The sequence below is a fragment of the Pseudomonas sp. genome, assembly GCF_035512415.1.
Classification (GTDB): domain Bacteria; phylum Pseudomonadota; class Gammaproteobacteria; order Pseudomonadales; family Pseudomonadaceae; genus Aquipseudomonas.
This window is the reverse complement of sequence record NZ_DATKDZ010000038.1, coordinates 386,780-399,406: the sequence shown is the minus strand read 5'-3', so window position 1 is coordinate 399,406 and position 12,627 is coordinate 386,780. Positions and strand designations below refer to the sequence as shown.

The 12,627-nt window shown below is 63.9% G+C and carries 12 protein-coding genes and 1 pseudogene; 5 read left to right on the top strand and 8 right to left on the bottom strand.

Annotated elements, in window-relative coordinates; all coding sequences use genetic code 11:
* Window position 1: 1 nt before the first annotated feature.
* A complete protein-coding gene (locus tag VMP31_RS19050) occupies window positions 2-466 on the bottom strand; it encodes a CopD family protein (protein ID WP_325509271.1) in 465 nt (154 codons plus the stop codon).
* A gap of 286 nt (window positions 467-752) precedes the next feature.
* Between VMP31_RS19050 and dinG the strand changes: the two genes are divergently transcribed.
* Window positions 753-2,897: an ATP-dependent DNA helicase DinG gene (gene dinG, locus VMP31_RS19045; protein ID WP_325509270.1), complete on the top strand. Its 2,145-nt coding sequence runs from the start codon at window positions 753-755 to the stop codon at window positions 2,895-2,897.
* 22 nt (window positions 2,898-2,919) lie between these two features.
* On the opposite strand, the gene mnhG is transcribed toward dinG, so the two are convergent.
* From mnhG to mbhE, 6 genes are read right to left on the bottom strand one after another with little or no spacing between them, the layout of a single operon-like run.
* Entirely contained in the window at window positions 2,920-3,261 is a 342-nt protein-coding gene (gene mnhG / locus VMP31_RS19040; RefSeq protein ID WP_325509269.1) for a monovalent cation/H(+) antiporter subunit G, read from the bottom strand.
* Window positions 3,258-3,554, bottom strand: a complete 297-nt coding sequence (locus tag VMP31_RS19035; RefSeq protein WP_325509268.1) for a monovalent cation/H+ antiporter complex subunit F — start codon at window positions 3,552-3,554, stop codon at window positions 3,258-3,260. Before VMP31_RS19035 ends, mnhG begins: the two co-directional genes overlap by 4 nt.
* Window positions 3,554-4,039: a Na+/H+ antiporter subunit E gene (locus VMP31_RS19030; protein WP_325509267.1), complete on the bottom strand. Its 486-nt coding sequence runs from the start codon at window positions 4,037-4,039 to the stop codon at window positions 3,554-3,556. Before VMP31_RS19030 ends, VMP31_RS19035 begins: the two co-directional genes overlap by 1 nt.
* On the bottom strand, window positions 4,040-5,533 hold the full coding sequence (locus tag VMP31_RS19025; protein ID WP_325509266.1) for a proton-conducting transporter membrane subunit: 1,494 nt from the start codon (window positions 5,531-5,533) through the stop codon (window positions 4,040-4,042).
* Window positions 5,530-5,946 (bottom strand): sodium:proton antiporter, encoded by a 417-nt coding sequence (locus tag VMP31_RS19020; RefSeq protein WP_325509265.1) that lies wholly within the window; start codon window positions 5,944-5,946, stop codon window positions 5,530-5,532. The genes VMP31_RS19025 and VMP31_RS19020 overlap by 4 nt, the downstream gene beginning before the upstream one ends.
* The gene (mbhE, locus tag VMP31_RS19015) at window positions 5,946-8,663 is read right to left on the bottom strand and encodes a hydrogen gas-evolving membrane-bound hydrogenase subunit E (protein ID WP_325509264.1); all 2,718 of its coding nucleotides are present in this window, start codon (window positions 8,661-8,663) and stop codon (window positions 5,946-5,948) included. Before mbhE ends, VMP31_RS19020 begins: the two co-directional genes overlap by 1 nt.
* Window positions 8,664-8,917: 254 nt before the next feature.
* On the opposite strand from mbhE, the gene VMP31_RS19010 reads away from it, so the two are divergent.
* The 3 genes and pseudogenes from VMP31_RS19010 (at window position 8,918) to pdxH (ending at window position 11,501) form a co-directional block, all read left to right on the top strand.
* On the top strand, window positions 8,918-10,063 hold the full coding sequence (locus tag VMP31_RS19010; RefSeq protein WP_325509263.1) for a serine hydrolase domain-containing protein: 1,146 nt from the start codon (window positions 8,918-8,920) through the stop codon (window positions 10,061-10,063).
* 89 nt (window positions 10,064-10,152) lie between these two features.
* Window positions 10,153-10,803, top strand: a pseudogene (locus tag VMP31_RS19005) (OmpA family protein); the annotation flags it as partial.
* Between the two features lie 50 nt (window positions 10,804-10,853).
* Window positions 10,854-11,501 (top strand): pyridoxamine 5'-phosphate oxidase, encoded by a 648-nt coding sequence (pdxH, locus tag VMP31_RS19000; protein ID WP_325509262.1) that lies wholly within the window; start codon window positions 10,854-10,856, stop codon window positions 11,499-11,501.
* A 17-nt stretch (window positions 11,502-11,518) separates the two neighbouring features.
* On the opposite strand, the gene VMP31_RS18995 is transcribed toward pdxH, so the two are convergent.
* Complete coding sequence (locus VMP31_RS18995) at window positions 11,519-11,758, bottom strand: hypothetical protein (RefSeq protein WP_325509261.1); 240 nt, start codon at window positions 11,756-11,758, stop codon at window positions 11,519-11,521.
* Between the two features lie 158 nt (window positions 11,759-11,916).
* Here VMP31_RS18995 and VMP31_RS18990 point away from each other — a divergent pair, with 158 nt between their 5' ends.
* Window positions 11,917-12,378, top strand: a complete 462-nt coding sequence (locus tag VMP31_RS18990) for a hypothetical protein (protein ID WP_325509260.1) — start codon at window positions 11,917-11,919, stop codon at window positions 12,376-12,378.
* Window positions 12,379-12,627 lie beyond the last annotated feature (249 nt).

Below are 12,627 nucleotides of genomic sequence, written 5' to 3'. Positions count from 1 at the left end.
GTTAGAAGGCCGGACGTGCGGCGGCAATGGCGACCACCAGCAGACCCAGTATCAGGTTGATCCCGACCAGTCGCCGAATGCCCGCGAGCACGGTTGCGCCGCTGGCCCAGTCTGCCGCGCCAACGGCGTTGCGCAGTGCCGGAAGCTGGAGTATCTGCACCCGCAGAAAGAGCGCCAGCATGACGATATACATGCCCATCATCACCTGCACATAGCGCGGGGCATTGTCGAACCCGGTAAAGCCCAGGTGCAGCATGCCCACACCGCTGATCGGCAGCACGATGACCGCCGCCCAGACCCAGTAGAAAAAGCGCGGGAAGACCTCGAGCCACAGTTTCAGGCGCTCGGGGCCCTGCAGGGCACTGACGGCCGCCGGGCGCAGGATCATCCAGGCGAAGAACATGCCGCCCACCCAGATCAGTGCGGCCAGCAGGTGTAGCGCGTAGGTAAAGGCGTAAGGGGTCATGGCTTGTTCCTATCCGGTAAGCGGTTCTGCGCCGAAGCATTTTGCGCGCTATGATAGCGACCCATTGCAAACACTGAAAATATATCCAGCCTTTTCCTGTCCGGCCGGCGCGCGGAATTATCCGTTCGCCGCCAGACTGCCTACGGTTGCGGGACGCTACTACCGCAGCCAGACGAACAGGCCCCGGGTTAACGAAACAGCGCAACCCAGGCGTCACCTCTCCCAGGTGCGCGCCTGAGTTTTGGCGCAATAGAACAGCGTCACGTCCGACAGGCTTGCCACTTTTATGCTCAGCACCGAACTCAAGACCCAGATCCAGGGTGCCTATTCTCGCTTTCTCGAGGCCAAGTCGCTCAAGCCGCGCTATGGCCAGCGCCTGATGATCGCCGAAATCGCCAAGGTACTCGGGACCATCAAGACCGACGACGAAGGCCGGCGTGTGGGCGAACCGGCGGTGGTGGCGGTGGAGGCGGGTACCGGTACCGGCAAGACCGTGGCCTACAGCCTGGCGGCGATTCCCACGGCCAAGGCCGCCGGCAAGCGTCTGGTGATTGCTACGGCCACCGTGGCCCTGCAAGAGCAGATCGTGCACAAGGACCTGCCGGACCTGATGCGCAACAGCGGGCTGAATTTCAGCTTCGCCCTGGCCAAGGGCCGCGGTCGTTATCTGTGCCTGTCCAAGCTGGATATCCTGCTGCAGGAAGGCCAGGCGCAAAGCGCCACCGCCCAGCTGTTTGAGGAGGAAGGGTTCAAGATCGATGTGGATGAGCAGAGTCAGAAACTGTTTACCGCGATGATCGAAAAACTCGCCGGCAATAAATGGGACGGCGACCGTGACAGCTGGCCGGAAGAGCTGGAAGACAGCCGCTGGTCGCAACTGACCACCGATCACAGCCAGTGCACCAGCCGCCATTGTCCGAACTTCCAGCAATGCGCCTTCTACAAGGCCCGCGAGGGCATGGGCAAGGTCGATGTGATCGTCACCAACCACGATATGGTCCTGGCCGACCTGGCCCTGGGCGGTGGTGCGGTGCTGCCGGACCCGCGCGATACCCTTTACGTGTTCGACGAAGGCCATCACCTGCCGGACAAGGCCATCGGCCACTTCGCCCATTTCACCCGTTTGCGTTCGACTGCCGACTGGCTCGAGCAGACCGCCAAGAACCTGACCAAGCTGCTGGCGCAAAACCCACTGCCGGGGGATCTAGGCAGGCTGATCGAGCAGGTGCCGGAGCTGGCGCGGGAGATCAAGACCCAGCAGCAATTTATGTTCGCTGCCTGCGAGCAGGTGGCCGATTTCAAGCCGGGCGAAGATATGCAGGGCCGTGAACGGCCGCGCCATCGCTTTGTCGGTGGCCTGGTGCCGGCGCACCTGATCGAGCTGGGCGTGGAGCTGAAAAAAGGTTTCTCCAAGCTCACCGACCTGTTCACTGGCGTGACCGAACAGCTCAAGGAGGCCATGGACGGCGAGGCCACTGTCGGCATCGCCAGCCACCAGGCCGAGGAGTGGTACCCGCTGTTCGGCAGCCTGCTGGCGCGCGCCCAAGGTAGCTGGGAGCTGTGGCTGGCCTTCACCGCCGAAGACCCGGAAGACAGCCCGCCAATGGCGCGCTGGCTGACCCTGGCCGACAGCGGCGCGCTGTTCGATATCGAGGTCAATGCTAGCCCGATCCTCGCGGCCGAAACCCTACGGCGTAATCTGTGGAATGTCGCCTATGGTGCCCTAGTGACCTCGGCAACCCTGACCGCCCTGGGCACCTTCGAGCGCTACCGCATGCGTGCCGGCCTGCCCAAGGTGGCGGTGACCGCCGTGGTGCCAAGTCCGTTTCACCATGCCGATGCCGGGGTGCTACGGGTGCCCAATCTGAATGCCGACCCGCGCGATGCGGTGGCGCACACCGCGGCGATCATCCGCGATCTGCCAACTCTGGTGGCAGGCTCGCGCGGCACCCTGGTGCTGTTCTCCTCGCGCAAGCAGATGCAGGACGTATTCGAGGGGCTGGAGCGCGACTGGCGCAAGCGGGTATTTATCCAGGGCAACCTGTCCAAGCAGGAAACCCTCAACAAGCATAAGGCGCGGGTCGATTCCGGTGAGGAGAGCGTGCTGTTCGGTCTGGCCAGTTTTGCCGAAGGGGTCGATCTGCCCGGTGCCTATTGCGAGCATGTGGTGATCGCCAAGATACCCTTCGCCGTGCCGGACGACCCGGTGGAAGCGGCCCTGGCCGAGTGGATCGAGGCGCGCGGCGGCAATCCCTTTATGGAGATCGCCGTGCCCGACGCATCGCTGCGCTTGGTTCAGGCTTGCGGCCGCCTGCTGCGCACCGAGGAAGACCGCGGCACCATCACCCTGCTGGACCGGCGCGTAGTGACCCAACGCTACGGCAAGGCCATCCTCAATGCGCTGCCGCCGTTTCGTCGCGAGATCAGCTAACCAGTTGGTTCGGGGCTAAGGCTCAATCCTTGTCCCGCTCCTGCTGCAGGGCGTCGCCCAGGCTGCCGCACTGCGGTTTAATCCCCGCCCGATAGGCCGCCCGCGACAGCACATGGGCGGCCAGTGGGGCGCTGGCCAGCAGCACCAGCACACCCAGCAGTACTTCCAGCGCAACCTCGGCGTTACTCGCCACCGCGACGCCGGAAAGCACCAGTACCGCGCCCAGTACCCCAGCCTTGCTCGCCGCATGCATACGGCTGTAACTGTCCGGCAGGCGCACTACGCCTATGGCCCCGAGCAGGGAAACCAGCGCTCCGGCGAGTACTAGAAACGAGGCCAGCCAGGCCAGTAGAGGGGCAGTCATTCAGGCTCCTTGTCGCCGGGGGCATCGCGAAATAGAAAGGCGAAGGCGGCGGTGCCGAGAAACGACACCAGGGCCAGCAACACCGCCACATCAACCAGGGCAGCCTGGGCGCTGAACAACGCAGCCAGGGCCATGGCTGCGACGGCCAGCAGGGTCAGCGCATCGATGGCCACCGCGCGGTCGGGGCGGCTGGGGCCGCGCAGCAGGCGGTAGACAATCAACAGACCGCTTAGCGCCAGCAGCGCGGCGGCCAGGGGCAGCACCCAGAACGCTCCAGCCAGTTCGACAGTCATCAATGTTCTCCCTCAGCGGCGGGTTCAAACCAGTCCAGCAGACGGCTTTCCAGGTCGCGCACCATGCTCTCCACTTCCATCTGCTGGCGCGCATCGAGGGCGTGGATAAACAGGGTGCCATCGGCTGCCCGATAATCCAGGGCCAGGGTGCCGGGGGTCAGGGTTAGCAGGCCGCCGATCAGGGTCACCATGTTCGCGTCGCGGCTGCGCAGACGTACGGCGACTATCGCCGGCTCGACGTCCACCCGGCGCGCTAGCACCAGCCTGGCCACATGCAGGCTGGAGAGCAACACCTGGCCGATAAACCAGGGAATAAAGCGGCTGCCCAGTTCTACCCGGCGGGCGTACTGACGCAGCCGCACGCTGGGCCATGCCAGCTTGCACAGCAGGTAGAGCAGGGTGAAGGCGCTCAACACGCCCCAGCCGTGCAGATGCCCGGCGAGCGCGGCCAGGGCCAGGCTTAGAAACAGGTGCAGGAGAAACATTCAGTCGCCTCCCGGCGGCGCGAAGCCTTGGAAATAGGCCTGCGGGTCGGCCAGTTGCGCGGCGGCGGCGCTGGCGTAATCGATCACCGGGCCCGCTGCCAGGCCGATGGCGACGGTGAGCAGGGCCAGGGCACTGATGCTCCACCAGGCCGAACGCAGGCCGATGGCGCTCTGCAGGCTGTCGTCGCCATCAGGGTGGGATTTAAGGAAGGCCTCGTTCCAGATCTTGTTCATCGACAGCAGGGTGAACACCCCGGTAATCAGGGCGATGGCCGCGGCCCACCAGGCGGCGCTGTCCAGGCTGGCCTTGACCAGCAGAAATTTGGCCCAGAAGCCGGACAGCGGCGGGATGCCGGCCAGCGACAGCGCCGGTATGGCAAACAGCAGGGCCAGCCAGGGCCAGCGCGCATACAGTCCGCCCATGGCGGCCAGACGCTCGGAGCCGCAAATGCGTGCGGCCAGGCCGCCGATAAAGAACAGGTTGGCCTTCACCACAATATGGTGGATCAGGTAGAACACCGCGCCGGTCAGGGCCAGCGGAGTGGCCAGGGCCAGGCCGAGGATCATATAGCCGACCTGGCTGACGATATGGAACGACAGGATTCGCCGTATCTCGGTCTGCGCCGCCGCGCCCAGTACGCCCACCAGCATGGTGGCGCAGGCGACCCACAGCAGCACCTCGTGGACCAGGCCGTAATCGGGCCAGAGCAGCGTCACCAGGCGGATCAGCGCATACACCCCAACCTTGGTCAGCAGCCCGGCGAACATCGCCGACACCGCGGTAAAGGCCACGTGGTAGGTGGCTGGCAGCCAGCCGAATACCGGAAACAGCGCCGCCTTGATCGAGAACGACAGGAGCATCAGCAGCAAAGCCGGAGTGGTGCCCGGTGGCGCTTCGCCAGACCTTACCAGCAACGCCAGCTGGCCCATATTCAGGGTGCCACTGGAGCCATAGATCATCCCCGCCGCCAGCAGAAACAGCAGGGTGGCGAACAGGTTGAGGATCACATAGGTCATGCAGCCGGACAGCCGGCGCTTACCACCACCCAAAGCCATCAGGGCGAAGGAGGCGATCAGCAGCACCTCGAACCAGACGTACAGGTTGAAGATGTCGGCGGTGATAAAGGCCCCGCCAATACCGGTCAGCAGACCATGCACGAACAGGTGGAAATCGCCGCTCAGCTGCGCGTCGCTGTCGCGGCTGATGCCGTAGACCAGGGTGGCCAGGCCGATCAGCGCGCTGATCGCGATCATCGCCGCGGACAGGCGGTCGATCACCAGGCTGATGCCGTAGGGGGCCTGCCAATCGCCCATCTGTCCGCTCAGCACGGTATCGCCGGCGGCCAGCCAGACCAGGCCCAGGCCCAGACACAGAAGCAGCGCCGCACCGCTCAGGCTGACCAGTTTCAGCAGGCGCGCGTGGCGGCGCAGCAGCAGGCACAGCACCAGGGTGAGCAGGGGCAGCAATACCGGCCCGACCAGCAGTGCGCTCATGAGCGAGGCTCCGCATGTTCGCTGGCGATTTTCGCATTCTCGTGTTCGCTGGCGGGCCAGTCTGGGGCCGGTAGTTCGGTGACTGAACTGATCGAGTCGGTCGAGTTGTCGCCATGCAGTTCACGGGTGCGCTTGAGCAGCGCCAGGGCGAAGATAAACAGGCTGAAGCCGATCACGATGGCGGTCAGCACCAGGGCCTGCGGCAGAGGGTTGGCCAGTTCGCTGGTGGCTTCGTTGCTGCCGATGAAGGCTGCCTGCTGCGCGCCAAAGCGCCCGGCGGTGAGTACGCCCAGGTTGATGGCATTACCCAGCACCGCAACCCCGAGCACCACGCGTTTGAGGTTGCGGTCCAGCAGCATCCACAGGCCGAAGCCGGCCATGCCGCCGGTGGTTATGGCTGCAATCCATTCCATTAGCGTCGCGCTCCTGTCAGTTGCGTCAGCATGTGCATGGCCGAACCGAACACGGTCAGAAATACCCCCACATCGAATAGCAGCGGAGTACCCAGCGGCAGCCCCCCTGGGAAGGCCCATAGGCCGGTGAGAAATGGCTGCCCGGCGAACAGCGCGAGGATGCCGGCCAGAGCGGCGCAGCCCAGGCCAAGGCCGATCAGGCTGCTCGGCCTTGGGGCATAACGGCGCGGGCTCTGGCTGTTGCCGAAGGTCAGCAGTAGCAGGGTCATGCCGCAGGCAGCGACCAGGCCGCCGATAAAGCCGCCGCCGGGCAGGTTGTGACCGCGCCATAGCAGCAGCAGAGCGACGGCCAACAGCAGGGCCGCCAGTGGACGCATGCCTTGCTGCAGCAGCAGTGTGGTGAATTCGGGCTCTCCTGCGGCTTGCTTGGCGTGCTTGCCGCCAGCCAGCAGAGTGGCGGCGGCCAGGGCCGACAGGGCCACCACCAGGATCTCGCCGAGGGTGTCGAAGGCGCGGAGGTCCACCAGAATCACATTCACCACATTGCGGCCATGACCGCCGCTCAGGCTGTTGTCCAGGTACCAGTCGGCGATATTGCCTGGCAGCGGCAGGCTGACGGCGAGGATCAGCGCTCCGGCCACGCTGACGCCAAAGATAATCGCCACCGCAGCATGCAGGCGGCGCTTCCACGGCCTGCGCGCACCGCTGCTGGGCATGCTCGGCATGCGCCGAAACACCAGGGCGAGAAAGATCACGCTGAGGGTTTCCACCATCAGCTGGGTCATGGCCACGTCCGGTGCATTGACCGCGACGAAAAACAGCGCCAGGCCCAGGCCGCAAGCCCCTAGCGCGGCTACCAAGGTCAGGCGGCCAGGCAGCAGGGCTGCGGCCGCCGCGCCGGCCAGGGCCAGCACGCAACCGGCTACGCCGAGCGGGGAAATCGGCGAGAAACTCGCGTCGCTCAATACCTGGCTGGCCGGCACCAGGCTGAACAGCAGCAGACCGCCGATGGTCAGCCCCAGGAGCAGCAGATGCTGGCGCAGGGAGCCATGCTGGAAGCGTGCAGCGAGCATTCCGGCAAACAGGAAGATGCGCTTGAGCAGGCGATCCCAGAGCAAGTCGCCGCTGAAGTTCCAGGCGCTGTTGATCCGCTCGATCAGCGCCCGTAACGGGTCGCGCAGGCAGTAGAAGAGGATGCCCAGGCCGATGGTCAGCAGGCTGGCCAGCAGCGCCGGGGTGATGCCGCCCCACAGGTACAGGTGGACATCCACCGAGCCGCGCGCCACGGCCTGCACCGCGGTATTCACCAACCAGGTTTCCGGCCAGGCATTCCAGGCCCCGAGCAGAAAGCCGCCGATAGCCAGGAGCATTGGGCCGATCCACATGGCCAGGGAAACCTCGTGGGGTGTTTTCGGGTAGTCGCCCTGGCGGCCGAGAAAGGTGCTGATAAACACCAGGCAGGCGGCGGCGAACAGCAGGGCATTGGTGAGGATCATTACCAGGGTCACCGCCCAGCCGATCGTGCCCATTTCGATCAGGCCGGTGTACTTGAACTCCTTGGCGATAAACCCGAAGAACGGCGGCAGCCCTGCGTTGGAAAAAGCCGCCAGGGCCACCGCCGCACCGGTCAGCGGCATAAACCGGATCAACCCGCCCAGGCGCGACAGTTCGCGGGTGCCGGTGGCGTGGTCGATGGCCCCCACGGCCATAAACAGCGCACCCTTGTACAGCGAGTGGGCCACTAGGTAGAGCACAAAGGCCTGCAGGCCGTAGCTGGTGTTGGTGCCGATCAGCATGGTCAGCTGGCCCAGTACGGTGACCGTGGTGTAGGCCAGTAGACGTTTCAGGTCGGTCTGGCGAAACGCCAGAAAAGCCCCGAGCACCGCGGTCGCAGCGCCGAAGGTAATCAGCAGGGTGCCCCAGCCGATGGAGCCGCCAAGCACCGGGTTGAGGCGCGCCAGCAGGTAGATGCCGGCTTTGACCATGGTTGCCGAGTGCAGGTAGGCGGACACCGGGGTCGGTGCGTTCATCGCATTGGGCAGCCAGATATGGAAGGGCACCTGGGCCGATTTGGTAAAGCAGCCGAGCAACACCAGCAGCATGATCGCCGGCAGCAGAGCGTGCTCTTCTACCTGGCTGGCATCGAGCTGGGAGAATTGCCAAGTCTCGCTGACGCTGCCAAGCAGGATCAGCCCTGCGAGCAGAGCCAGGCCGCCGCCCCCGGTGATCAGCAGCGCCTGCAACGCGGCGCGGCGCGATTCACCCTTCTTGTGGTTAAAGCTGATCAGCAGAAAGGAGGTGATGCTGGTCAACTCCCAGAACACGAACATGGCGATAAAGTCATCGGCCAGCACCAGGCCGAGCATCGCCAACATAAACAGCAGCAGGTAGGCATGAAAGCGCCCAAGCTGATGGTGATCGGCCAAGTAGGCCCCGGCATAGAGCACAATCAGCGCACCAATGCCGCTGATCAGCAGGGCAAACAGCAGCGATAAACCGTCCAGGCGCAGGCTCAGTTGAATGCCCAGGGCCGGCACCCAGTCGAGTGTCTGCAGCAGCACCTCGCCGCTGGCCACCAGGGGGATCTGGCTGGCCAACCAGGCGAAGGTCGCCAGTGGCGCGAGCATCAGCACCCAGCCGGCCCGTTGCGGCAGTCGCTGTGTCAGCCAGGGTGCCAGCAGAGCCGCCAGCGCAATGATGGCCAACAGATAAAGCACGGCAGTCTCCTGTTTCGGTTTTGGGCGGCAGCCTGTGTGCAGTACCCGTATTGGCGCACTCGGCAAGTGCCCGAGTGCTGGATGAAATTGAACCTTCGCTACGGCTGATTCTTTTTCAGCATAGAGAATTGCGCAGGCATACCGCTATTCCGTGAGGTTTCAGAACGTTGCATGATTGGCCCACTTTGCCGCTGGCATCTTGCGCGAGACTCGTTCAAGGTCGCGGTATTTCAGGGCTTAAGGAGCGTAGGTTGATGCAGGTTCAGGGGTATTTCGATCTCAGATTCGAGGCGGTCAAAGAGGCATTCGCGGCGCTGTTCGATGACCCGCAGGAACGCGGCATGGCGCTGTGCGTGCAAGTCGGCGGCGAAACCGTGCTGGATATCTGGGCCGGCACGGCGGACAAGGAAGGCCAGCAGGCCTGGCACAGCGACACCATTCTCAACCTGTTTTCCTGCACCAAGACCTTTACCGCCGTGACCGTGCTGCAACTGGTGGACGAGGGCAAACTGGAGCTGGATGCGCCGGTCGCGCGCTACTGGCCGGAGTTCGCTGCAGCCGGTAAGGACAAGATCACCCTGCGTCACTTGCTCAGCCATCAGGCCGGGCTACCGGCCTTGCGCCAGATGCTGCCGGCCGAGGCGCTGTATGACTGGCAGGCGATGACCACTGCACTGGCCGCGGAAACACCCTGGTGGGCCCTGGGCGAAGGCCATGGCTATGCGCCGATCACCTACGGCTGGCTGGTGGGCGAAGTGCTACGCCGGGTCGAAGGGCGCGGGCCGGGCGAGTCCATCGTCGCGCGCACAGCCAAGCCTCTGGGCCTGGATTTTCATGTCGGCCTGGCCGATGAGGACTTTGACCGCGTGGCGATCATCTCCCGCGGCAAGGGCAACTTCGGCGACGCGGCAGCCCAGCGCCTGCTCAAGACCATGATGAGCGAGCCCACTGCCATGAGCACGCGGGCCTTTACCAACCCGCCGTCGATCATGACCAGCACCAACAAACCCGAATGGCGGCGTATGCAGCAGCCGGCGGCGAATGGCCATGGCAATGCGCGCAGCCTCGCGGGCTTTTACAGCGGCCTGCTGGATGGTCAGTTGCTGGAAAGCGAGTTGCTGGCCGAGCTGACCCGCGAGCATGCGGTGGGCGAGGACAAGACCCTGCTGACCCGTACCCGCTTCGGTCTGGGCTGCATGCTTGACCAGCCAGAGGTCGCCAACGCCACCTACGGTATGGGGCCGAGAGCCTTCGGTCACCCTGGCGCTGGTGGCTCCATTGGCTTTGCCGACCCGGAACGGGATGTGGCCTTCGGTTTTGTCACCAACAACCTAGGACCGTTCGTCTTGATGGACCCCCGCGCACAGAAACTTGCGCGTCTATTGGCTGATTGTTTATAGCAAGCTCGGCTAAACTGCTGCGCAATATGGCTTGGCCTGCTGCCCGCGAGCGCCGGCCACTTTCTCAAGTCTCTAGATGTGGATACCCAATGCCTAACAAATCTCTTGCCTTAGCCCTGTGTGTATTGGTCAGCGGTTGCAGCGCCTTCGAGAAAGCCGGCAAGACAGCCAAGGTTGTGCCCATGCCGCCGCCCGCAGTGACCCAGGCCTGGCTCGACGATTACGAGCCCCGCGTGCGTGAGGCAATCAAGGGCAGCGCCTTCGAGCTGGAGCGTCGGGAAAACCTGCTGGTGGTCACTGCGCCGGTGCAGAGCTCGTTCAACCCGGACCGCCCGAACATGATGCTGCCCTCGACCCTGGGGCCTCTGAGCCGTATGGCCAAACTCCTGGAAAGCGACGAGAAGATTGGCGTACTGATATTGGGCCATGCCGACAGCAGCGGTGCGGATGACCTCAACCGTGAGCTGAGCCACCAGCGTGCCCGGGCCTTCACCTCGATTTTCCGCCTGAGCGGCCTGAAGCAGAACCGTCTGATGGTCAAAGGCCTGGGCTCGGATATGCCGCGCGCCGCCAACGACAGCGTCGAAGGCCGTGCCCTGAATCGTCGGGTCGAGATTCTCCTGACCTCCAAGGACACCCTCAACGGTCTGATTTCCAAATACAGCCAGCCGGCCGCTGCTCCAGTGGTCGTCGCTGCCAAGCCTGCTGCCAAACCACTGCTTGTCGTAGATCAAGCCAAGTAATACGGCGAGGGTTAAGCTAGGCGAAATCTGTTCTGGAGGATTCGCCTATGACTCAGACCCTGGCCGATATGCGCCGCGACTACACCCGTGATGGGCTGTACGAGGCGCAAGCCCCGCTCGAACCTTTTAGCCTGTTCCAGCGCTGGTTTGCCGAGGCGGTAAAGACCGAGCAACTGCCGGTCGAACCCAATGCCATGACCCTGGCCACGGTGGACGAGGAGGGGCGGCCGCATTGCCGGGTGCTGCTGCTCAAGGGCCTGGATTCGCGCGGCTTTACCTTCTTTAGCAACTACGACAGCGCCAAGGGTCAGCACCTGGCTGTCCGGCCCTATGCGGCCATGACCTTCTTCTGGCCCAGCCTGGAGCGCCAGGTGCGTATCGAGGGGCGCGTCGAACGGGTCAGCGCCGAAGAGTGCGATGCCTACTTCCAGGTGCGTCCCCTGGGCAGTCGTCTGGGGGCCTGGGCTTCGCCGCAGAGTCAGGTAATTGTCGATCGTAACGAGCTGGAACAGCTGCTGGCCGAAACCGAGCAGCGTTTTCTCGACCGTGCGCCGCATTGCCCTCCACACTGGGGCGGCTACCGTCTATTGCCCGAGCGCATCGAGTTCTGGCAGGGGCGGCCGAGCCGTCTGCATGATCGCCTCAACTACCGTCTGGATAATGACAACTGGCTGCGTGAGCGCCTGGCTCCCTAACAGACCTGTTGAGGGCCTCAGCTGTCGTCGCGGTACTCCCCGGCGGCAGCTTCCAGCCAGGCCTGCAGTTCGCCGCGCTTGATCCCGGCCGCGCGGGCTTCCTGCAGGCGTTCGAGCATATAGCTGCGCTTGCCTGGCGAGTCGCCGGCCAATGATAGGGCCAGGTCGCGATCGACCCAGCGTTTGATCCGCACATACAGCCACCAGTGGAAGTACAGGCCTGCCGCTGTGGTGATGGCAACAATAAAGTAATCCATGACTCCTCCTGGGTCTCTTGCCAGCTTAAGCCCGCAGGGCGCTGGGTCGGAAGAGGGTGCAATGTCGCGGCTGGGGCAAAATTTTGCCTTATATTGGCGGGTGACAGTCGGACCGTGCTCGCGCTCTAATAAGCGCCTCGCAAACTGGAGGAACCACCATGCGTAAAGCCCTTTTGTTGATTGCCTCGTTCGCCGCGCTGGCCCTGTTGGGTGGTTGCGCCTCCAGTCTGACCGGTGACACCTACTCGCGCGCCGAAGCTCGCGCCGTGCAGACCGTACGTATGGGCACCATCGAAGCCCTGCGGCCGGTGCAGATCGAAGGCACCAAGACCCCCATCGGTGCAGGTGCCGGTGCGGTGATCGGCGGCATTGGTGGTAGCACGGTCGGCGGTGGCCGTGGCAGTGCCGTGATGGCCGTGATCGGCGCAGTGGCGGGCGGCCTGCTGGGCGCTGCGGCCGAGGAAGGCCTGACCCGCACCCAGGGCGTGGAAATTACCGTGCGCGAAGACGACGGCAGCATGCGCGCCTATGTGCAGGCGGTCGAACCGAACCAGATCTTCCGCGTGGGCGAACGCGTGCGCATCATGACGGTCGACGGCACCAGCCGCGTTTCCCATTAAGTGTCGATCGAGCCGGATCAGTAATGGCTGATCCGGCTTTTTCTTGCCTGAGGTTTTATATTGGGCCGTGTTTATCGGGCGTATCAGGTAAATTTCAGGCGGAAAACCTTGAATAAGAGCGTTTAGTAATACTTCTATCCATGACGGCATGCCGATAGGTATGGATAATCGCTGAATTATCCTGTGCCGACAGGGGGTTAGCAGATTGCTGCAGGCCGCCGCGTCTGGCGCAATCATTTTCCACGCACT